20 protein-coding genes are annotated in these 21,912 nt (G+C 52.2%); 14 read left to right on the top strand and 6 right to left on the bottom strand.

The genetic code is table 11. The annotated features are described in order from the left end of the window. The first annotated feature begins 24 nt into the window (after window positions 1-24). From iscX to recO, 6 genes are all read left to right on the top strand, one after another. Window positions 25-264 carry a Fe-S cluster assembly protein IscX gene (gene iscX / locus TH63_RS00535; RefSeq protein ID WP_048919202.1) on the top strand — a complete coding sequence of 80 codons (240 nt, stop codon included), beginning with the start codon at window positions 25-27 and terminating at the stop codon, window positions 262-264. A gap of 84 nt (window positions 265-348) precedes the next feature. Continuing rightward, entirely contained in the window at window positions 349-843 is a 495-nt protein-coding gene (locus TH63_RS00540) for a KdsC family phosphatase (RefSeq protein ID WP_048919203.1), read from the top strand. A 112-nt stretch (window positions 844-955) separates the two neighbouring features. Next, complete coding sequence (locus TH63_RS00545) at window positions 956-1,150, top strand: cold-shock protein (protein ID WP_048919204.1); 195 nt, start codon at window positions 956-958, stop codon at window positions 1,148-1,150. A gap of 112 nt (window positions 1,151-1,262) precedes the next feature. After that, the gene (locus TH63_RS00550) at window positions 1,263-2,108 is read left to right on the top strand and encodes a geranylgeranylglycerol-phosphate geranylgeranyltransferase (protein ID WP_048919205.1); all 846 of its coding nucleotides are present in this window, start codon (window positions 1,263-1,265) and stop codon (window positions 2,106-2,108) included. A 99-nt stretch (window positions 2,109-2,207) separates the two neighbouring features. After that, window positions 2,208-4,523 carry a type IX secretion system anionic LPS delivery protein PorZ gene (gene porZ, locus TH63_RS00555; RefSeq protein WP_048919206.1) on the top strand — a complete coding sequence of 772 codons (2,316 nt, stop codon included), beginning with the start codon at window positions 2,208-2,210 and terminating at the stop codon, window positions 4,521-4,523. Window positions 4,524-4,591: 68 nt separating this feature from the next. Beyond that, window positions 4,592-5,299, top strand: coding sequence for a DNA repair protein RecO (gene recO, locus TH63_RS00560; RefSeq protein WP_048919207.1), 708 nt, complete (start codon window positions 4,592-4,594; stop codon window positions 5,297-5,299). Between the two features lie 150 nt (window positions 5,300-5,449). On the opposite strand, the gene TH63_RS19740 is transcribed toward recO, so the two are convergent. Genes TH63_RS19740 through TH63_RS00575 form a run of 3 tightly spaced genes read right to left on the bottom strand, consistent with a single transcriptional unit; the run spans window position 5,450 to window position 8,039 of the window. Further along, window positions 5,450-5,962: an FKBP-type peptidyl-prolyl cis-trans isomerase gene (locus tag TH63_RS19740; protein WP_197088609.1), complete on the bottom strand. Its 513-nt coding sequence runs from the start codon at window positions 5,960-5,962 to the stop codon at window positions 5,450-5,452. A gap of 19 nt (window positions 5,963-5,981) precedes the next feature. Further along, window positions 5,982-6,995 (bottom strand): FKBP-type peptidyl-prolyl cis-trans isomerase, encoded by a 1,014-nt coding sequence (locus TH63_RS00570; protein ID WP_048919208.1) that lies wholly within the window; start codon window positions 6,993-6,995, stop codon window positions 5,982-5,984. Between the two features lie 33 nt (window positions 6,996-7,028). Then, on the bottom strand, window positions 7,029-8,039 hold the full coding sequence (locus tag TH63_RS00575; protein ID WP_048919209.1) for a DHH family phosphoesterase: 1,011 nt from the start codon (window positions 8,037-8,039) through the stop codon (window positions 7,029-7,031). Window positions 8,040-8,230: 191 nt separating this feature from the next. On the opposite strand from TH63_RS00575, the gene TH63_RS00580 reads away from it, so the two are divergent. Both TH63_RS00580 and TH63_RS00585 read left to right on the top strand, forming a co-directional pair. Next, a complete protein-coding gene (locus TH63_RS00580; protein WP_048919210.1) occupies window positions 8,231-8,650 on the top strand; it encodes a nucleoside-diphosphate kinase in 420 nt (139 codons plus the stop codon). Between the two features lie 247 nt (window positions 8,651-8,897). Further along, window positions 8,898-9,884, top strand: a complete 987-nt coding sequence (locus TH63_RS00585) for a hypothetical protein (RefSeq protein WP_156180265.1) — start codon at window positions 8,898-8,900, stop codon at window positions 9,882-9,884. Between the two features lie 137 nt (window positions 9,885-10,021). Here the strand turns inward: TH63_RS00585 and TH63_RS00590 are convergent, their stop codons facing one another. Then, window positions 10,022-10,492: a DUF4199 family protein gene (locus tag TH63_RS00590; protein ID WP_197088610.1), complete on the bottom strand. Its 471-nt coding sequence runs from the start codon at window positions 10,490-10,492 to the stop codon at window positions 10,022-10,024. A 322-nt stretch (window positions 10,493-10,814) separates the two neighbouring features. Between TH63_RS00590 and TH63_RS00595 the strand changes: the two genes are divergently transcribed. Beyond that, window positions 10,815-11,969: an energy transducer TonB gene (locus TH63_RS00595; protein WP_082161510.1), complete on the top strand. Its 1,155-nt coding sequence runs from the start codon at window positions 10,815-10,817 to the stop codon at window positions 11,967-11,969. A 38-nt stretch (window positions 11,970-12,007) separates the two neighbouring features. Then, the gene (locus TH63_RS00600) at window positions 12,008-12,955 is read left to right on the top strand and encodes a TonB family protein (RefSeq protein ID WP_197088611.1); all 948 of its coding nucleotides are present in this window, start codon (window positions 12,008-12,010) and stop codon (window positions 12,953-12,955) included. A gap of 111 nt (window positions 12,956-13,066) precedes the next feature. Here the strand turns inward: TH63_RS00600 and TH63_RS00605 are convergent, their stop codons facing one another. Both TH63_RS00605 and TH63_RS00610 read right to left on the bottom strand, forming a co-directional pair. After that, a complete protein-coding gene (locus TH63_RS00605) occupies window positions 13,067-14,128 on the bottom strand; it encodes a lysylphosphatidylglycerol synthase transmembrane domain-containing protein (protein ID WP_048919215.1) in 1,062 nt (353 codons plus the stop codon). Then, the gene (locus tag TH63_RS00610; protein ID WP_197088612.1) at window positions 14,112-14,888 is read right to left on the bottom strand and encodes a segregation and condensation protein A; all 777 of its coding nucleotides are present in this window, start codon (window positions 14,886-14,888) and stop codon (window positions 14,112-14,114) included. The genes TH63_RS00605 and TH63_RS00610 overlap by 17 nt, the downstream gene beginning before the upstream one ends. A gap of 279 nt (window positions 14,889-15,167) precedes the next feature. On the opposite strand from TH63_RS00610, the gene dxs reads away from it, so the two are divergent. The 4 genes from dxs to TH63_RS00630 all read left to right on the top strand — a co-directional run bounded on the left by dxs (window position 15,168) and on the right by TH63_RS00630 (window position 21,838). Beyond that, the gene (gene dxs, locus TH63_RS00615; protein WP_048919216.1) at window positions 15,168-17,084 is read left to right on the top strand and encodes a 1-deoxy-D-xylulose-5-phosphate synthase; all 1,917 of its coding nucleotides are present in this window, start codon (window positions 15,168-15,170) and stop codon (window positions 17,082-17,084) included. A gap of 421 nt (window positions 17,085-17,505) precedes the next feature. After that, window positions 17,506-17,790, top strand: a complete 285-nt coding sequence (locus tag TH63_RS00620) for a hypothetical protein (protein WP_048919217.1) — start codon at window positions 17,506-17,508, stop codon at window positions 17,788-17,790. 72 nt (window positions 17,791-17,862) lie between these two features. Further along, window positions 17,863-18,678, top strand: coding sequence for an alpha/beta fold hydrolase (locus TH63_RS00625; protein WP_048919218.1), 816 nt, complete (start codon window positions 17,863-17,865; stop codon window positions 18,676-18,678). Window positions 18,679-18,895: 217 nt separating this feature from the next. After that, the gene (locus TH63_RS00630) at window positions 18,896-21,838 is read left to right on the top strand and encodes a WD40/YVTN/BNR-like repeat-containing protein (RefSeq protein WP_053093713.1); all 2,943 of its coding nucleotides are present in this window, start codon (window positions 18,896-18,898) and stop codon (window positions 21,836-21,838) included. Window positions 21,839-21,912 lie beyond the last annotated feature (74 nt).

The raw sequence follows: 21,912 nt of genomic DNA on the forward strand, positions 1-21,912 counted from the left end.
CTAAACACTAGCAACTACACAGATATGAGTAATTCATATGAACCCCCCATTAAGTGGGCCGACCACGAAGACATTGCCATGGCGCTATATGAAAAATTTGGCGACGAGTTTGGCGAGAGCAAGATTTACCGCATCAGGTTCACAGACCTGCTGGAGTGGATCTTGACCCTGCCTAACTTTGAAGGCACCCGGGAGCAGGCCACCGAAGGCCATCTGGAGCAGATCCAGGCGGCCTGGGTGTACGAGTGGCGCGATAACCAATAAAAGTCTTAGAGCCGTTTTGGGCCTGTTTTCCTGAAAACAGGCCCAAAACGGCTTTTGGGTTCTTACCCTGATGATGTCATAACCATGCAAGCTCTTCCAGATTTCAAGAACATTACCACCTTTATCTTTGATGTAGATGGCGTCCTGACCGACGGCACGCTGCTGGCTTTTTCTACCGGGGAGCAGGCGCGGGCCTTCAACATCAAGGACGGCTATGCCATTAAGCATGCGTTAAAGCAAGGGTACCGCGTGGCCATCATCTCCGGCCGGAATGAGGCGGGGGTACGCAAGCGGCTGGAGTCTCTGGATGTGAAAGACATTTACCTGGGCGTGGAGAACAAGCTGGATACGTTTCAGAATTACGCCTACTACTACGGCATTGACCCAGACACCGTGGTGTTTATGGGCGATGACATGCCCGACCTGGAGGTGATGCAGCATTGCGGCATCTCGGCGTGCCCCGCAGATGCGGCCATTGACATCTGTGACATCAGTCATTATGTGGCTTCCGCCGAAGGCGGGAAAGGCGCGGTGCGCGAGCTCATTGAAATGGTGATGAAATTACAAAAACGCTGGTAGGAGACAATAAAGCTTGTTTTCTATCGTTTTAAAAAATTGTAAATAAAGTTTGGTTTTTGTATAATAATCCTATATTTACAGAATCATTCATTATTTCAATTTTTAAATTTTTATGAAAACAGGAACTGTTAAATTCTTCAACGAATCCAAAGGCTACGGCTTTATCACCGAAGAAGCCACTAATGAGGATTTCTTTGTACACATCACAGGCCTCAATGGTGTCCAGATCCAGCAGCACGACAAAGTAGAGTTCGATACTAAAGAAGGTAAAAAAGGCATTAACGCGGTTAACGTGAAGAAAATCTAACACTTCTACGCGATCATACTCATTTTGTAAAGTCTTAAAAAAAGCCCCATTTCTGGGGCTTTTTTCTTGGGCGGGAATTTAAGCGTAACTTCCGTTCTCGTTTGGTAGTCCTGTGAAGAAATTCCTTTCCCTTATTCGGTTCCCTAACCTGGTGATCATGGTGCTGGCCCAGTTGCTGGTGCGCAAGTACTTGGTGTTTCCGGAGCGCACGCTGTGGCAGTCGTTGTCGTGGCCGTTTGCGGTGCTGTTGCTGGCCACGGTCTGCATAGCCGCGGCCGGCTATATCATCAATGACTACTATGACGTCAAGATTGACCGCATTAACAAGCCCGAGCGCATTGTGGTGGGCAAAAGCCTCACCCGCCGTAAGGCCATGATGATTCACCTGTACCTTTCTTCTTTGGGCGTAGTGCTGGGTGCCTTACTTGGCCTGAAGATTGGGTTGGTGCTGTTGGGCGTGGCTTTGCTGTTGTGGGGCTATTCGGCGCAGTTCAAGAAAAGGCCGTTCATTGGTAATTTCACCATTGCGCTGCTGGCGGCGGCTATAGTGCTGGTGGTGCCGTTGCAGGCAGGCCAGCCCTCCAAATCGGCGTGGGCGTACGCGGTGTTTGCGTTCCTAATCTCACTCATTAGGGAGATCATCAAAGACATGGAAGACGTGCAGGGCGATGCCTCCTTCCGGTGCAGGACCTTGCCCATTGTGCTGGGGCTGCCTAAAACCAAATGGGTGCTGTATTTTCTGGCCATGCTTTTCCTGCTGTTCACCGCTACCGTTATGTTCTACCGCCAGCAAGGCCCGCTGTTTGTGATGTACCTTTTCATTGGTGTCATGCTGCCCACCCTGGTGCTGCTTCGCCAGCTTTTCTACGCCGACCGCAAACGGGAATTTGCGCACCTGAGCTGGCTCTGCAAGGCAATTATGGTCACGGGTATTTGCTCTATGCTGGTACTGCATTAACTTCTGGAGCGCCTTTGGTGGCTAGAAGAAGGCCGGGCGTTTTTGAGGTGTTTTAGCCAAAACAGGCCCAAAACAGCCTGATTCTGTGTAACTTTGAGTATGGTGCCATTGGGTATATATAAGTGGGTAATACGGCTTTTTAGCCTGCTCCTGAGTTGCGCAGTCTACGCCCAAACGGGTGGTCTGCCACTGGGCGGGTGGCAAATTCATGTGCCCAATCACCGCGCCAAGGCCCTGGCTGAAACCCCTTCGTCGGTGTATGTGGCCACGGAAGACGGGTTTTTCAGGTATATAAAAGAAGAGAACACGCTGCAGACCTTGAGCCGCACAGATGGCTTTAGCGACGTGAACCTGAGGACCCTCAGATATGACACTGTCACTGCTACCTTGGTGGTGGCCTATGAGAACACCAACCTTGACCTGCTGCGGGACGGCAAAGTGATTAACGTATCTGATCTCTTCCGGAAGCCCCTTTCTGGCGTCAAGACCATTCACCATCTGTATACCCATAACAAGAAAGCCTATGTGGCTACGTCGTTTGGTTTGGTGGTAGTGGACCTGTTGAAAATTGAGATCAAAGATACTTATAGCAACCTCGGTCCGCAGGGCGAGCAGGTGCAGGTATTCGCCTCCACGGTCTTGAACGACAGCCTCTACATTGCCTCCAGCGCGGGCGTGATGGCCGCCAGCCTTTCAAACCCTAATCTGCTAGACTTCAGGAGCTGGCGCCGATTTGGTATGGCCCAAGGCTTGCCGGCCAACGCCGGAAACGAAGCGGTGAAAACCATTACGGCTTTTCAGGGGAGTGTGTACGCGGGAGTGAATGGCGCAGGGGTATACCGGTTCACCGGCTCTGCCTGGACCAAAGCGCCTTTCTCCACCTCAGATAACCAGTTCCAGTCCATAGAGACGGATGGCAAAAGACTGGTAACAGCTAGCCAAAAAGAGGTGCTGGAGATAAATGCTAACGTGCAGGCTTCCCTTAAAACCGATCCGCTGTTACAGAATTTACGCATGGCCCTTCCGGCCAGGGGCGGAGGGATCTGGGCGGCCAGCTATGAGAAAGGTTTGGTACGCGTTACGGCTGCCGGTTCCCAGGCATTCGTGCCCAACGGACCAGCCTCTGCAGATGCCTTTGCCGTATACGCCGAGCCGCAGGGTTTTACGGTGTTGGGCGGCGGCTACACCCAGTCGTATTTGCAGCGGGAGTCTGATGCCGGTTTCTACCAGTACCAGAACGGGCAATGGACCAGCTATAACCGCTTCAGCCGTGGGCCTTTTCCCGGCAATGCCAGAGACTTTGTTATGGCCATCCGGAATCCGGTGACCGGCAAATTCTACCTGGCCAGCTACGGGGCCGGGCTGCTGGAGTGGAACGGGCCGGAGCAGATCACCTTGTTCAACAATGCGAACAGCCCTTTGTTGAGTGCCATTGGCCCCGCAGACCGGGACTTTGTCAGGATCACAGGCCTGGCCTATGACCTGGAGGGAAACCTTTGGGTGGTGAACCGGAACCAGATGCCCAACGCTCCGGGCATTTTCCAACTCCGGCCAGACAATACCTGGAAAGCCCACCCTCTGCCTGGGTTTAGCCTGGGGAGTAGCTTAGACAAGATTCTGGTAGACGACCAAGGTTACAAATGGGTAACGGTGAGCACTAATGCCCCTTCGGCGGGCTTGGTGGTGTATGATGATGTGACGGGCAAATACGCTTATCTGGGCGGGGCCGGACAGGGTGGCTTGCCCGGGAACCAGGTGTTTGACCTGGCCCTGGACCAGCAAGGCGAGATCTGGGCCGGGACCAACAGTGGGGTGGCGGTTTTCACCAGTTCCTCAGATATTTTCACTGCTTCCTACGCGGGCGCCTACCTGCCTGTGTATGAACGGCGGCCTTTGTTGCAGGGTCAGGTGGTCAGGAGCATTGCCGTAGACGCCGGTAACCGCAAATGGATGGGCACCGATACTGGCCTGTGGCTTTTCAATGAAACCGGCGAAGAACTCATTTACCATTTCAATACCAAGAACAGCCCCTTGCCCTCAGACAAGATCAGGGATATTTCCATTAACCACGCCACCGGCGAAGTACTGATTGGCACCGAGGGCGGCATTGCTGTTTTTAGGGGCACTGCCACGCGAACAGAAACCGTGAACAAGAACTGCCTCCAGGTTTTCCCTAACCCGGTGCGGGCCGGCTTTACGGGCCTGATCAGTATTTCGGGGGTACCCAACAATGGCTGGGTGAAGATTACGGACACCGCCGGGTTTCTGGTAAGCGAGGGAAAGGCGGCCGGGGGAACCTATGCCTGGAACGGGCAGGACTACAACGGCCGCAAAGCCAGGCCGGGCGTGTACCTGGTCATGGCCTCCTCTGCAGACGGTTCCCAGACCTGTATGACCAAAATTGCCATCCAATAGCAGGAACCCTGAACGTATCCTGGGCAGGGGTGCCTTGCGTATGAGAAAAGCAGAAAGCAACTAAACCTATGCTGGTAAAAACCCGAGGGATTGTCCTGAACTTTATAAAATTCAGGGAGTCTTCCATTATTGTGCGCATTTACACCGAGGAGCTGGGGCTGCAGAGCTACATTGTGAACAGCGTTAGAAAAAAGGGGAGTGCCTCGCGCATTGCCCTGTTCCAGCCGTTCACGCTCCTGGACATGGTGGTATACCCCGGCAAAGGCGGTCTCACACGCATTTCTGAGTACAAGTGCAGCCATCAGTTCTCCACTATTCCTTATGATATAAGAAAGAGCAGCATTACTCTGTTTCTATCTGAGATTGTGGCCCGCACCGTGAAGGAAGAGGAGGAGAACCGGCCACTGTTTGAATTCCTGCACCATGCCATACAGGCATTTGACCAGATGGAAACCGGTTTTGAGAATTTCCACCTGGCGTTTCTGGTGCACCTGGCGGGGTATCTGGGCTTTGGTATTTCCTCAGCGGAGGATGTGATCAGTCAGGTGGCGTTTGAGACGGGCGGCTCGGCGATGCTGGGTAACAGCCTCATGCAACTGCAGCGCCTGGAGCCGTACCTGCAAGAGCTCTTGCGCGAATCTGAAGGAGCCCGCCTCCCCAACGGAAGGGTGCGGCGCGAGCTGCTGCAACTCTTGGTGCGGTACTTTCAACTACACGTAGACAACCTGGGCGAGATCAAGTCCTTGCCCGTGCTCACAGAGGTGCTGAGTGAGTGAGTGGCGTTTTAGGGCTATTTATGGGAAAACAGGCTTAAAACGGCCGGGGAGTGCCTACGGCTTAAACTTGAAAAATCTAGGGTTACCCGCTAAAAAGAAAAGGCCTCCTGTAGCAGGAGGCCTTTTCTTTTTATATCCAGGGAAAGAGGTCTAGTTGAAATCAATCAAATGGATGTCAAACATGATGGGAACGTTAGGTTGAATATTGCCTGACCCGGTTCTTCCGTACGCCAGATGCGAAGGAATCAGCAACAAAGCTTTCTCGCCTTTCCGCATAAGGGGAATACCTTCTTCCCAGCCCAGTATCACACGTCTCTGCCCAAGAGTGAACTTGAACGTCTGCGCCCGGTCATAGGAAGAGTCAAACTTATAGCTCTCCAGAACGGTTTTGCCCACGTAATTCACTTCTACCGTTTGGCCAGCCACTGGCTTGGCGCCCGTGCCCTCTTCTCTCTTTACATAGTAAAGGCCGGTAGAGGTACGCGTGTAGTCCGTGATTTTGTTGACCTCCAGGTACTGTTTGATCACATCATCTTCCCACTTGGCTTGGGCCACGGCATCAAAGGGATCTTCGTATCCGTCTTTGCAAGAGCCTAACGCCACTACACAGCACAGCGCCAGCATCCAATGCCACAGCCCTGCCTTTTTCACAAACTTTTGCATAGGAGGCTTCCCTTTTAAATTATTGACCCGGGCCAGCTGGACCACCTGGACCCATAGGTCCGCCGGCAGGAGCTGCTGGGGCATCTTTGATGTCTACCAATTCCACGTCGAAACGCAGGATTGAGTTAGCCGGTAACTCGGCGCCACGGGCCATAGAGCCGTAGCCAAGCGGAGAAGGAATCAACAAAGTACCTTTGGCGCCTTTGTTGAATTGCTTAATGCCTTCTTCCCAGCCTTTGATCACCTGGCCTTGGCCTAACGGGAATTCAATAGGGTTACCACCGTTAGACTTCTCAGAAGAGTCAAACTCTTTGCCGTTCAACAGGGTGCCTTTGTATTTCACGCTCACTACTTTGCCGTCTGTGGCGTTAGGACCGGTACCTGGCTGTGTGATAACGTAGTACACGCCAGCAGGAGTTTTCTGCACTTGCAGGTTCTCTTTCTTCACGTACTCCTGAATTTTCTTGTCATCCAGAGGACCTTGTTTGGCGGCGCGGGCTTCCATTTCTTTCTGCTGACGCTCCATCATCTTAGGGTAATCGGCCATGGCCTCTTGCTCTGTCTGCAGGTTAATGGCTTTCACGAAAAAGGTTAAGAAGCTGCCTTTCTGGATGAACGGAGGAAGCGGGCTCTTGAAGGTTTTAGCGAACAAAGTGTCTGCGTTGATTCTGAACACGGCGCTATCACCTTTGTCCAGCATCAGGAACGCTTCTTCAATGCTGCCTTTGTTAGGCGACTCTACCATTTTGATCTGGATAGGCATGGCATTGTCTTTGGTGCTGAACAACAAAGAGTCTTTGCTGTTACGGTACTCCATTTCAAAGCTCATTACCTTGTCTAACTTGGCTTTGTGGGCGGCAGAGTCAACTTTGGCGTCTTTGATCTCATATTTGCCGTCTTTGTTCTGGGTGTACAGTTTGTACTCCAACCCAGAAGGGGCTTTCACGAATTCATCTTTGCCCAGGTTTTTGCAAGAGAAAGAGAACACAGCTACTGCTACAGCAGGTAGCAGGTAAAGGGATTTTTTAAACATTGTTCTTAGGTTAAATAATGCGTCTTAAAGGGTTTAGTTTACTAGTTGTTCCGCGTAGAGCGGTAATAGACTCACAAAATGGTTAACAGTTTCGTTCAGGGGCTGGTAAGAAATACCGCCGGCCGCATTTTTATGGCCCCCCCCGCTAAAATGGGCCCGCGCGAACTCATTCACCGAAATATCACCCACCGACCGGAACGAGATCTTGACCGCCTCCGGACGGTCTATGAACAGGGCGGCAAACCGTACCCCTTCAATGGAGAGGGCAAAATTCACCAAGCCTTCGGTGTCACCGGTCTGGGAGTTGTATTGTTTGAGTTCATCTGAGGTAACGGCAATAAAGGCCGTGTTGTACTCGCGCACCACCGTAAGCTTGTCTTTGAGCACGTAGCCCAAAAACCGCAGGCGGGTCTCTGAGTAGCTGTCATAGATGTTGCGGTGCACTTTGCAGATGTCTATGCCGGTCTGCAGGAGGTCGGCAATGATCATGTGCACGTTGCGGGTGGTGCTGGCATGCCTGAAAGAGCCGGTGTCTGTGACAATGCCGGCGTACAGGCACTCGCCTATGTTCACGTCAATGAGGGCCTCGTCGCCCAGGTCTCTGATGACCTCAAACACCAGTTCGGCGGTGGCCGCGGCAGAGGTGTTTGAGAACATGATGTCTGCGAAGTGATCTGGCTGCAGGTGGTGGTCTATCAACACCTTAACCCCTTTGGCCGCCTCTATGTACTTGCCCAGTTCATTGATCCTGCCCAGGTGGTTAAAGTCCAGGCAGAAAATAACCTCGGCATCCTGAATAATCTGCTGGGCCAGGGCGTCTGTAGAAGGGCTGTAGATCAACACCCGGTCATTGCCGCTCATCCAGTTCAGGAAAGAGGGGTAATCTGAGGGGGTGATCACCTGTACATGGTGCCCTTTTTTAAGTAGGTAGCCTGCCAGACCTAAAGAAGAACCCAGGGCATCCGCATCTGGTTTATGATGCGTTGTGATCATGATCTTCTTGGGAGTCTGCAAGAGCTCCTTTAGCGCGTTGATTTGCTGCATTGTACACTCACGGTCCGCCTGAAAAAAAGCGGATATAAGGTGCAAAATTCTAAAGAATTCAGCTACAAACCAAATTAATTAACCCCGCCTGAAAAGGCCTTGGGTAATTTTGTCGGTTTACATGGGTTTTGCCCTAAAGTATGTTAATTTTGCACGCTCAAATACTATTTAAACCGAAAACGAAAAAGACAATGGCTGGAAACGTAACGTTCACCATGATTAAACCAGATGCCGTACTGGATAACCACATTGGCGGTATCACTAAAATGATGGAAGATGCTGGCTTTAGAGTAGTAGCCATGAAAAAAACGCGTCTGACTGAGGAGCGTGCCGGTAAATTCTACGAGGTGCACAAAGAGCGTCCATTCTACGGTGACTTGGTGAAATACATGAGCTCTGGCCCAATTGTAGCCATGATCCTGGAGAAAGACAACGCCGTTCTTGACTTCCGTACACTTATTGGCGCCACCAACCCGGCCCAGGCCGAGAACGGAACCATCCGGAAGCAATATGCCAAATCTGTAGAGGCTAACGCCGTGCACGGTTCAGACTCTGATGAGAACGCCCAGATTGAAGGCGATTTCTTCTTCTCAGCTGACGAGCGTTTCTAAGCTCTTTTTGAGGAATAAAGGCAAAACCGCCCGGCTGCACAGCCGGGCGGTTTTTTTGTGGCTACTGTTTTGAGGTTAAGTAGACACCAGATTTCTCATCTTCTTTTTGGCTTTTTAGCTGCCCAAGTATTCTTACCTACCTAACCTTTAAATGAATAGTTTTCCTTATTATTAGTAAAGTTTGTCTGTGAAAAGGCCATCCTGGGCGGACACTACAGAGTTATAAAAAGTAAAGTGAAATGTAAATATGAAACTAAGATTACTTCCTTTGCTTTGGCTCATTCTGGTTTGTTGCACCAAAGGAGTGGGGCAGAGGCCACCTAATGAAAGCTCTTATAAAGAGTTAGCTTCAGGCGGATCTACGAAAGTAAAAATAGCCCGCACCTATACCAGTGAACCTGGCATTCTTAAGATGCAGCCTTTCGTGTTAACCCAAGAACTTTCTTTTGATGAAAATGAAAGACTAATTAGTGAAAAAACCTTTACGTACTCTGAGACAGTGTTTGGGGTGGATACCTCCATGGTTATGCAGGAATTATTCTACGGGGAAGGAAAGCATCAGCTTTCTTTTATGAAAAAGACCTTTATCAATGTTTTAAATAAAGAAAGACATAAAAAGGAGATAGGGTATGAATATACCCCAGATGGAAAAGTTGCAAGGGTTCTGTTCTACCAACCAGACGGGACTATACAAGAATGGGAGACGGAGGAGGAGGCTCTCCTTGCAAGCCTGAAACAAGCAAGGGGGCAAAGCGTTGCCTCTGGTTTAGACAATAAAAGTATATCGGCCAATAGCATCAGTAGAAGTGATTGGGTTTACAGAGACAGAAGAAACAGTGGCCCTGCCAGAAGACCAGTAGTTGACCAAGCAACCCCAATGGCAACCACCATCCAACATGAAAGCATCGCGAATGGCTATATAACGCGAGAAGTTTCCAGCACAGGTAAAGTGGTGTCTGAACAAAGAGTGTTATTAAATGAGAAAAAGCAGGTGTCACATGTTATCACCTCGCATCATGACCTGAAGGGCAAGGCAACGACCGTGTCTATTACTAATCATGTTTATGACGCGGCTGGCCGGGAAATTGAACAAACCGTGTTAGACAAGGCCGGGAAATTAAATGTGAAATATGCGCATACATATGACGATCAAGGCCTCTTGATAGAAAGTTATTGGACAGGTAGAAAGGGGAAGGTGCTCAAAAGGATGAGGTATTCCTATGAGTTCTTTTAACCTGCATCAGTGAAAACAGAAAGCAAGTTCAAAAAGAGCAGCGCTTATTGCATCTTTTCGTTTTAAGCCTGTTTTGCTAAAAACATGCTTAAAACAGATTTAGTTGGGCCTTACCAAGGTACTGCCTTGGTCTAGGTTTAACGGGTTTCCTGCGGCCCCCCAGAACGGTCAAAGGCCATCATGAGAATATAGCCGGTCATGGCTCCCACCGCGGTGCCTAGAATCACCACCGAGCCTAATACCATGAGTAGGGGCAGCCGTACGCCAAAGTAGTCCTGGTTTTGGAGGACCCCGGCATAGTCAGGGTTAAGGAAGAGCGAGTGCAAAAGAATAAAAGCCGCATAAACCGCTGAGCCTAGCAGGCCCACCAAAAAGCCAATGGCCAGCCCGGGCAGGTAAGGGGTCTCCTTGTGGCGGGCATCATAGCTTCGTTTAAGGGTGCCAATGGCCAGCACCACGGCTATAAGAATGAAGATATTGCTGCCAAACCGAACCACCTCGCTGTCTTGCAGGCCCAGAAGGTTAATTACCAAAAAGTAGACGATCATCGCTACCGCGGAAAGGATGCCGTAACGGACACCTATGCTTTGGATGGAGGTAGTTGCCATAGATTTGATAGTTGGTTTGAATATGTAACAAAGCATCTGAATTAAGGTTTTCCTGCGGGGGGAAGGAAAATCAGACAGTAATTCATACGAAAAGAATTCAAATTCAGCCGTGGGACTTGGGGAAAGACAGCGGTCCTGGACAGAGTCTGTTGATGCGGAGTTCACGGTTGAAAGGGGGGGCTACCGGAACCTAAGTTAATAAGGTAAGGGCTTACCTAGCGTGAAACGAAGGGCAACTGTAAAGGGGGCGGTTTCTAGTTTTGGCTCGTTTTCAGGAAAATAGGCCCTAAACGGGTAGAGAAATTTTTTATCTTTGAGTTATATGCCTCAGTCCCCATTCCTGCGTCTTTTCGTGGCCTGCTTGTTCCTGCTGTCAATGGCAGGTACCATAGTGCAGGCCCAGCAAGGTACTGCGCCCCATGTGGTGTCGGTGACCATGTTCTATGACCAGAATAACGTGATCACCACGAAGCCCAAGGCGGCTTATATACGGGTGGCTTCCTTAGATACCGTGGCTTTGGTATTTAAGGGCATTGTCACGGACTACTATGACAACGGCCAGCCATACCGGCAGCTGAACTATGAGGCTACCGGCAAGGAAGGGGCGTTCCAGCTATTTCATCCGGGCAAAAAGCTAGAGGTGCAAGGGGTTTTCCTGGCCAACCAACCGGTAGGCCAATGGAAGTTCTATTACCCAGACAGCAAACCCATGCAGACGGTAGAATTCCTGCCTGACCAGGATTACAAAGTGCTGAAGTACTATAATTTTCTGGGGCAGCAGCTGGTAAAAGACGGCACGGGCCAGTGGGAGACCACCAGCAAGATTAAAGCTGGTGATATCTTCATGAACCTGCACCTGGAAGGCCAGTGGAAAAACGGCGTGAAGACCGGGCAGTGGGTGTTCCTGAAGACCGATGGCAAAAAGGTGTACGCCGAGGACTTTGAGAATGGGGTGTTCAAAAAGGGAATGCTGTACGGGCCCGGAGGGAAAACCGTCATCCAAACCTATACCGACCAGGAAAGCGAGAAATGGCCCTTCCTGATTGCCTTAACTGAGTTGGAGAAGCTGAATTTTGACGTGGCTGCTTTTGGTAGTAAAGAGCGGGCCATGCGCTATATCCTCAGGAAAGAACATTTACTGCCCCTGGATACCATCCGCGTGGCGGTTGCGCCCAAACCAGAAAAGGAACCGGTGTTTCCTGGTGGGCAGGCCGCCTTGATGCGGTACCTGTCCTCTAGTTTCAGGATGCCTAGAGAAGACGCCGCCAAACGGATAGACGGAGCCGTGGTGGTGTCCTTTATAGTAGGCATAGACGGGAAGCTGTCTGATATTAAGATTGTACGCTCCCTCACCCCCGCCATAGACAAAGAAGTGATGCGGGTAGTCAGGCAAAGCGCTGGCTGGAAACCGGCTTTGCTCAACGGGGAACCGGTTCCCTACACCATCACCCTTCCTTACCGAATAAGGGCTATGTGATGATAGGTACTATCTTTGCCATTTCGTTACCCATTCTTATGCTTCGATTTTTCTATAGTTTCTTCCTCCTGCTGCTTCCGTTTGTTACCCTGGGGCAGCAGCAATCCCTATCTGCGTACCAGCAGGAAATTGCCCGGCACCGCGCGCAGGAAGACAGCGTGTTCAAGCACTCTGAGAAATCTCCGCTCACCCCTGAAGATAAAGCCATCTTTGTTGGTCTGGCGTATTTCCCGGTGCAGGAGGTTTATAAGGTGAAAGCCCGGTTTGTACGCACCGCCCAGGAAGGGATATTTAAAATGCCCACCACAGGTACCCGCACCCCGGAGTATGTGAAATATGGCGAACTGCATTTTGCGTTCCAGGGCCAGCCGCTGCGCCTGAACGTGTACCAGAACCAGGAACTCATGAAACAGGTGCAGTACTCCAACTACCTGTTCATCCCGTTCACAGACGCCACCACCGGCCACGAAACCTACGCCACCGGCCGCTACCTGGACTTTTCTATTCCTGTGATGGGGCAGGATAGCGTCTGGGTAGATTTCAATAAAGCCTATAACCCGTCCTGCGCCTATTCAGCTGGCTATTCCTGTCCCATCCCGCCTAAGGAGAACAAGCTGCCTGTGCGGGTTGAGGCGGGGGTGAAGAATTATGAGAAACCTTTTGTGGTAGGTGTTATACGCACAGCCAATGAAACCCTGCCAGAGTATCCGGGGGGAATGGCTGCTTTGTATAAGTACTTGGCCAGTCAGTTCAGAATGCCGACCCAGGCTATCAAAAACAAAATAAGCGGAACCGTATTAGTTGAGTTTACTATCAAGAAAGACGGCTCTTTGGAAGATTTTGAAGTGCTTAAATCTTTGGATCCTGAAGTAGACCGGGAGCTCATCAGGATTTTAAAACGCATGCCTTACTGGATACCGTCCAGGCAAGATGGAAAAAGAGTCAACTTCAGATACAGGATGCCTTATACAGTTGTCGTGAAGTAAAAGGCGTCATATTCGGTGCGTTCCAATCCATCCTAAATGGGTAAGCAGTTACGGGAGAAGCATCCGTTTTTGGCTTTTTTTGGTGAAAACAGGCCAAAAATGGATGCTTCTTTATACTTCGACTTCGTCCTCAGGATGCTCGCCGAAAACGCGCAATACCCAACGGGGCAGGAAGAACGAGCCTAGAATCAAGTACAGATAATACGTCACCACGCGGTAGAGCAGGACAATCACCGTGGTGAACCGACCCAGGAACTGCCCGAAGAAGGTAGGGAAGGCCACCTCGGCAATACCAGCCCCGCCCGGCGTCACGGCTACCAATAACACAATCTTGTAGATCATGTTGCGGGAGAAGATGAGCACGTGGTCATGGAAAGAGATATCTGTAAAGGCGGCAATGAGGCAGTTGATAACAAAGTAGCGGGCCGTCCAGACAAAGGCCGTGCTGAGGGCGGCATTGGCCCAGTAGCCAAACGTGCTGCCTTTCAGTTGCTGCGACGCCCACACCAATTCATTTCCGTTTTTATAGGCCCCAGCCCTGAACCGGCGGGTCAACCTGAAAGAGGTGGCCCGCAGAAACAGGCGCTTTACCGCGGTAGGGTTGATCAAAAGGCCATAGGCCATGATAAAGGCATACAGGGCAATCAGGACGTAGCTGATAACAAAGGCAATCTCCAAGCTTTGCGTCACCGAGAACTCCATGGCCGATACCTGCGGGAAGATATCGCCGGCGGTGATCAAAAACACCAGGGGCACGGCCACAATAAAGTAGAGGTTATCCAGCATGGCCGTCACCATCACGTAGGCCAGAGACTTGCCCAGACTGATTCCTTCCTTGTTCAGAATAAAGGCCGCCACGGTAGAACCGCCCACCACAGAGGGCATCACGCAGGAAGCAAACTCCCAAAGCATGATCACGTCTACGCTCTTGCGCCAGCTCAGGAATTTCTCCGTGACGTAGCGTATGCGGTAGATATATCCAAAATCGCGCACCACCAGCACCAAAAACGTCATGAACAACCAGAACGGCTTGGCGTTGTAGAGCGGCGTGAGATCCATCTCGGCGCTGTCTCTGTAAAACATGTACCCAATCACGCCCAGGCCAATCACCACCGGAATGAGAATGCGTTGCGGGGTGAAGTAGGAAAGCAGTTTCTTACGATTCAGATCCATGGTCAGGGGCGGTCAAATGCTGGGTGTCAGAATACGGCACAATGCGGAAATTATTGAACCCATCGGCAATCTCCAGGCCAATCTCGTTGAGCTGGAGCAAGTCTAAAATGGCCAGAAAGTTGAAAATGAGGCCTATTTTGTCTGGAAACGCATCTATCAGATCTGAGAACTGCACGGTGCCCTGGGCGCTCACGCGGTGCTTGATGTAGTTGCGTTGCTGGTCAATGGTGTAAGGGTACGTGTAAACCGTGTGTTTGGGTCGGTTCTGCTCGTCCTCGTAGCGTTGCATGGCCTTATGGAAAGACTGCATGAGGTGGTAGAGGTTGAGGTCTTTGAGCTCGTACTCAAGTTGATGCAGGGCGGCAATCTTACTCAGTTCGGTATCTGTGTTGCCGCGCTGCTCCTGTTGCAGGCGCACGTCTTCCAACAGACTCAGGTCACCCAGCACCTCTTTGTAGCGCTTGTATTCCAGCAAATGCTGCACCAGTTCCTGGCGCGGGTCAATCTCGTTCCCCTCGGCGTCTTTCTCAAAACGGGGCAGCAGCATCTTGGCCTTAATGCGCATGAGCGTGGCGGCGGTGAGAATAAACTCGCTGGCCACTTCCATGTTCATGGTCTCGAGTTGCCGTATGTAGCCCACAAAGTCATTGGTGATCTGGAAGATGGGAATATCATGGATATCCAGCTCGTCGCGCTCAATAAAGAAGAGCAACAGATCAAACGGGCCTTCAAACAGTGATAACTTAATCTCGAAACTCACGGGCAGCGGTACGGCAATGGTTATGTTTCAAAATTACGCATAAGAAATGCCAACCGCCAACGTTTACACCGGAAGAACCTGTTTTTGAGCCGTTTTCTGGAAAACAGCCGTAAAACAGGGAAAGAAGCGGCATTCATGCCGAACTTTTGGCCCCGAACCGGCAAACAATTTAGAATCAGAAAAAATCAGTAATTTTACCTTTTGTTTGGGTGCAATACGTATAGTTAAACTTTTAGCGGAATACCCTGTTGCATTCATATCCACCTCACACGCACACCTATGATGATTGAACCCGGAGAACTGCTGGCCCAGATCAACTCGCCCGCCGATTTGCGCCAACTGCCTGAAGACCAGTTGCTGCAGGTGTGCCAGGAGTTGCGGCAATTCATTATTGACAACGTGTCAATTTACGGGGGGCACTTCGGGGCCAGCCTGGGCGTGGTGGAGATGACCGTGGCCCTGCATTACGTGTTCAACACCCCCTATGACCAACTGGTCTGGGACGTGGGGCACCAGGCCTACGGGCACAAGATCCTGACCGGCCGGCGCGACCAGTTCCACACCAACCGCAAGCTCAACGGTATCTCGGGTTTCCCTAAAAGAAAAGAAAGCGAGTATGACGCCTTTGGCGTAGGGCACTCCAGTACGTCTATCTCGGCGGCGCTGGGCATGGCCGTGGCCTCGCAGATCAAGAAAGAATATGACCGCCACCACATTGCCGTGATCGGGGATGGATCCATGACCGCGGGCATGGCCTTTGAGGCCCTGAACCACGGCGGCGCCACCGATGCCGACCTGCTGGTGGTCTTGAACGACAACTGCATGAGCATTGACCCCAACGTGGGCGCGCTCAAAGAATATTTAACCGACATTACTACCTCCCGCACCTACAACAAGGTGCGCGACGAGCTCTGGAACATCCTGGGTAAGATCAGTAAGTTCGGCCCTAACGCCCAGCAGATTGCCTCTAAGGTGGAAAGCGGCATCAAAGCCACGCTGCTCAAGCAAAGCAACCTGTTTGAAAGCCTCAAGTTCCGCTATTTCGGGCCCATTGACGGCCATGATGTGAATCATCTGGCCAGTGTGTTGCAGGACCTGAAGAAGATCCCGGGCCCTAAGATTCTGCACTGCGTCACCGTGAAAGGCAAAGGCTACGCCCTGGCTGAAAAAGAGCAGACCAAATGGCACGCGCCCGGCCTGTTTGACAAACTCACCGGTGAAATCTACAAAGTACACCACACCACCCCTCAGCCCCCCAAATACCAGGATGTCTTCGGGCATACCCTGCTGGAGATGGCCGAGGAGAACGAGAAAATCATGGGCGTAACCCCGGCCATGCCGAGCGGGTCTTCCATGAACATCATGATGGCCGCCATGCCAGACCGCGCGCTGGACGTGGGCATTGCCGAGCAGCACGCCGTTACGTTCTCTGCTGGCCTTGCCACGCAGGGCTTGGTTCCGTTCTGTAATATCTACTCCAGTTTCATGCAACGCGGGTATGACCAGGTGGTGCATGATGTCTGCTTGCAGAACCTGCACGTGGTTTTCTGCCTGGACCGCGCCGGTTTTGCCGGGGCCGATGGCCAGACTCACCACGGTTCCTATGACATTGCCTTTATGCGTTGCCTGCCCAACATGGTGGTGGCTTCGCCGATGAACGAGCAGGAGCTGCGTAACCTCATGTACACCGCCAGTTTAGATGGCGGCGGGCCTTTTACCATTCGGTACCCGCGCGGTGAAGGCGTGATGCCCGAGTGGCGCACCCCCCTTGAACGACTGGAAATCGGCAAAGGCCGCACCATTCAGGAAGGCGAGGAAGTAGCAATTCTAACATTTGGCCACATAGGAAACTATGCTGTGGATGTTTGCAAGAACCTGCGGCTAGACGGGCTCCGTCCGGGTCACTATGACATGCGCTACGCCAAGCCGCTGGATGAAAAGCTGCTGCACCACATTTTCAAGACCTATGACAAAGTAGTGACCGTGGAAGACGGCTGCCTGCAAGGCGGCTTCGGGAGCGCCATCCTGGAGTTCATGGCCGACCACCACTACCACGCGCAGGTGAGACGCCTGGGTATCCCGGACACCATTGTGGAACACGGCACCCAGATGGAACTGCACCGCCTCTGCGGCTTTGACCCAGACGGCATTGAGCGCACCGTACGCGAACTCATGGAAGTGCACGTACGGGTGTAACTTTTCCATAAGAAATATAAGTGAGCAGCCCTCACAGGTTTTCAACACCTGTGAGGGCTTTTCGTTTTAAGCCCATTTTCCGTAAAACAGGCTAAAAACAGCTTTTACAGCGTTTAATTCAAAAGTAACCTGAGTAGCCTTCTATGGCGCAGATTTACCTCCGTGACTTACTTATTAGTCAATCCCCATGGCTACAGGTTCCCGACTCTCCGCATGCGGATTACAAATCCGCTTACCAAAAGTTCGGGATTGCAAATCCCGAACAGCGAATAAAGTAGTTTTCAGGGAAATGGGCAAGAAACGGCTTCCTCCTGCGTTAGCCTTATGAGAACAGGAAGATCCGCTGTAGCGGCGAGTGCGCTGATAATTGCCTCGCTCTGAAACAAATTGACTACCTTCCAGCAAAAGAACGCTTCCGCTCATGCCTGCACCAACCTTACCCCTGAAAGAGAAAATCAAGATATACCTTGGGTGTTTCCTGCTCACGCTGGCCATTTATACTGTGATAGACATGTACGTGCCAATGAAAAAGCTGTGGGCCGGAGAGGTGATGTCTTTTCAGGAGTTGGTGACGCACATTCAATGGCATAAGAAGGCGCCTTTCATAGCCCTTATCACCTTTTTGATGGGGAGAAGCACCATAAAGAAAAGAACCAAGGCCCTAACTGAAGGCCCGGCGAGAGAGCATGAAGCGGTGGCGCAGTAGCGTCCAGCAGCGAAAGTGCCTTGGCTGTTTTGGGCCTGTTTTGCGTAAAACAGGTCATAATCAACCCATACCATGACCAATCCATCCCTTTCCTATACCCAGACCGGCTCTGGCCCTGCCCTTGTTTTTCTACACGGTTTCTGTGAAAGCAAAGACCTCTGGACCGACTTCACCAAACCCCTCGGTCACGAGTTCCGCGTTATCTGCTTAGACCTGCCCGGCCACGGCGAAAGCCCCGTGCCCCAGGATTTTTCCATGGAAAGCCAGGCCCGGCACGTGCATGAAACGCTCAAAAAGCTTGACATTGACAGCTGTCTGTTGGTAGGTCATTCCATGGGCGGCTACGTGGCGCTGGCTTTTGCCCAGGCGTTCCCGGAGATGATCTACGGCCTGTGCCTATTCCACTCCAGCGCCTTGCCAGACAGCCAGGAGAAAAAGGAAAGCCGGAACAAAACCATTGAGTTTGTGGAGAAGAACGGGGTGCAGAAACTCATGGACACGCTCATTGCCCCGTTGTTTGCTGAGAGCAACCAGAAAAGCTGTAAGGAAGCCATCAAGAAAATGCAGGACATCGGAAAAGCCACTAAGGAAGCTACCGTAGTGGGCTGCTTGCAGGCCATGCGCGACCGCCAGGATAGAACCGCGGTACTGCAGAAATCTCAGGTGCCGGTTCTGTTCATCGCCGGGAAAGAAGACCCGGCCGTGCCCCTGGAGGCTACCCTGCAGCAGTGCCACCTGCCCGAAGATAGCACCGTTCATTTCCTGGGCCACGTAGGCCACATGGGTATGTTTGAACGAACCACGCTAACCCGTGCTGCCTTGGTGCAATTCGCGGAGAGCTTATCGCCGGCCAACACGCAGAAATACCGGAGCACCAATTCTTTCTAAGGTAAGTAGCCACATTGCGTATAAAGTTGAAACCCGTTTCGGGGCTGTTTTTCATAAAACAGCCCCGAAACGGGTTTTCTTTTGCCCGGCCGCAGGTTTTAGGCTAGCCAGCTGTGACAAAACCGAACGGCTGTTTCGTTAACTCATGAATTTCCTCTATTTTCAAGGCTAGAGTTAACCTGTTCCCAACCTTACACCAAATTACACTCACTTCTCCGTGCAATCCAGATTCCGCAAACCGTTATACCCGCTGGTGTTACTGGGGCTTTTGAGCCTTCCGGCCGTGGCCCAGAAAAAAGAAAAGCAACCAGATGCCACGTCCGCCAAAGAGCGCCTGGCGGGTTATCAACAGCGCCTGCAACTCCAGAAAAACTCTTTGGTGGGCAACCTGCCCTTCCGGAACATTGGACCCACGGTCATGAGTGGCCGCGTGGTAGACGTAGAGGTGAACCCGGCAGACCCTACCAATTTCTACGTAGCTTACGCCTCCGGCGGATTATGGCACACCACCAACAACGGCATCTCCTTTGAGCCGCTCTTCAACCGCGAGACTGTCATCACGCTGGGTGACGTGTCCGTGGACTGGAAAAACAACGTGATCTGGGCCGGCACCGGCGAAGCCAACTCCAGCCGCTCTTCCTACTCGGGCGTGGGCGTGTACCGCAGCCAGGACGGCGGCAAGACTTGGCAGTACAAAGGCCTCCCCGAAAGTCACCACATAGGCCGTATAACCATTCACCCCACAGACCCCAACACCGCCTGGGTAGCGGTCTTGGGCCACCTGTACTCACCTAACAAAGAACGGGGTATCTACAAAACCACCGACGGCGGCGCCACCTGGAAGCATGTGCTTAAAGGCGGCAACGACAATACCGGCGCCGTGGATCTGGTCATTGACCCGGCAAACCCCAACAACCTATATGCCAGCCTCTGGCACCGGGAGCGCCGCGCCTGGAATTTTGTGGAAGGCGGCAATACCTCGGGTGTCTATAAAAGCACCAACGGCGGCGAGACTTGGCAGCAGGTCACCGGCGGCACCAGCGGTTTCCCTGCGGGGGAGGGCATAGGTCGCATTGGCCTGAGTATTTTCCCGCAGAACCCCAACATCATCTACGCCAGCGTAGATAACCAGGAGCTGCGCAAAGACGTGAAACCAGCCGTGGCGGCCAGCAACAAACTGCGCAAGGAGCAGTTCAAGGACTTCACGAAGGAAGACTTCCTGAAGATGGACGATGCCGCCTTGAACACGTTCCTGGAAGAGAACAACTTCCCGCGGCAGTACACGGCCAAGACCGTGAAAGAAATGGTGAACGCCGAGAAGATACGGCCAGTGGCCTTGTCAGACTTCTTGGTAGACGCCAACTCCATGATGATTGAGACCCCCGTGACCGGGGCGCAGGTGTACCGCTCAGACGACGGCGGCAAAAGCTGGAAGAAGGCGCATGCCGGTTATATTGATGACCTGTATTACACGTATGGTTACTATTTTGGGGTAATCAGGGTGTCTCCTTTAAACCCTGACCATGTCTATATTCTGGGCGTGCCTTTGCTTAAGTCTGAAGACGCGGGCAAAACCTGGAAAGAGATTGGCGGTGACAACGTGCACTCAGACCACCAGGATCTGTGGGTAAGCCCTACCCGTCCGGGTCACCTGGTAAACGGCAACGACGGCGGCATCAACATCACCTATGATGACGGCAAGAGCTGGTTCAAAGCCAATACCCCGGCCGTGGGGCAGTTCTATTCCGTGACCGTAGACATGGCCACGCCTTACAACGTGTACGGCGGCCTGCAGGACAATGGCGTGTGGGGCGGCCCCAGCACCTATACCGCCAGCTCCTCCTGGACTGATAACGGCCGTTACCCGTACCAGCGCCTGGGCGGTGGAGACGGCATGATGGTGCAGGTAGATTACCGTGATAACAATACCGTGTACACCGGCTCGCAGTACGGCGCGTATTACCGCCTGAACAAAGCCACCGGCCAGCGCCTTTCCATCCAACCCAAGCACCAGCTGGGCGAGCGCCCGCTCCGGTTTAACTGGGAAAGCCCCATTCTGCTATCGCGCCACAACCAGGACGTGCTGTACTTTGGCTCCAACAAATTCCACCGCTCCTTGAACAAAGGCGAGAACATGGAGGCCCTGTCCGGAGACCTGACCCAAGGCGGCCGCAAGGGCGATGTGGGCTACGGCACCTTGACTACCATTGAGGAATCTCCCAAACGGTTTGGCTTGCTCTACACCGGCTCAGATGACGGGCTCATTCACGTAAGCAAAGACGGCGGCTACTCCTGGACCAAAATCTCTGACAAGCTGCCCAAAGACATGTGGATCAGCAGCCTGGCGGCCTCTTCTGAGAGCGAAGGTACCGTGTACGCCACTTTGAACGGCTACCGCTGGGATGATTTCACGCCTTACCTGTATGTGTCACAAGACTACGGCAAAACCTGGAAGCAGATTGGTAAGGACCTGCCCAAAGAGCCCTTGAACGTGGTAAAGGAAGACCCTAAGAACCCGAATTTGCTGTATGTGGGCTCAGACAACGGCCTGTATGTGTCATTTGACAAAGGGCAGACGTTCCAGGCGATGGGTGGTGATGTCCTGCCGTCGGTGGCGGTGCATGACCTGGCGATCCATCCGCGCGAGAATGACCTGGTGGTAGGTACGCACGGGCGCTCTTTATACGTTGCCAATGTGGCGCATTTGCAGCAGCTCACCGCAGACGTGCAGAAGAAGCCGGTACAGGCGTTCCAGATCAGTGCGCCGCAGTTCTCAGACCGCTGGGGCCAGAAATTCGGCGCCTGGAATGAGCCTTTCACCCCTACCTTAACGGTTCCTTATTATGTGAATGCCGCCGGCACCACCACTATTAGAATAAAAACGGACAAAGGCCAGGTACTGAAAGAGCTGAAAGACCAGAGCGAGCGCGGCCTCAACTATGTGGGCTATGACTTGACGCTAGATGCCCTGAACCTGCCTGCCTATGAGCAAGCCTTGAACGAAGGCCGCAAAACCGGAGAACCCGTGAAAGTGACCCCATCGGCCAACCAGCAGCTCTATTTGCGCCCCGGTAAGTACGTGGTGGAGATAGAGGCCAATGGCAGCAAGACCCAGCAGGAATTCCAGTTGAGAGCGCCTGAGCGCCGAGCCAGAGAATAGTTTTAAACTTCTATCAATGCAGAGTTCCCGTTTTGGGGCTGTTTTCAGAAAAACAGCCCCAAAACGGGAACTCT

The sequence above is a fragment of the Rufibacter radiotolerans genome (assembly GCF_001078055.1).
GTDB classification, from domain to species: Bacteria; Bacteroidota; Bacteroidia; order Cytophagales; family Hymenobacteraceae; genus Nibribacter; species Nibribacter radiotolerans.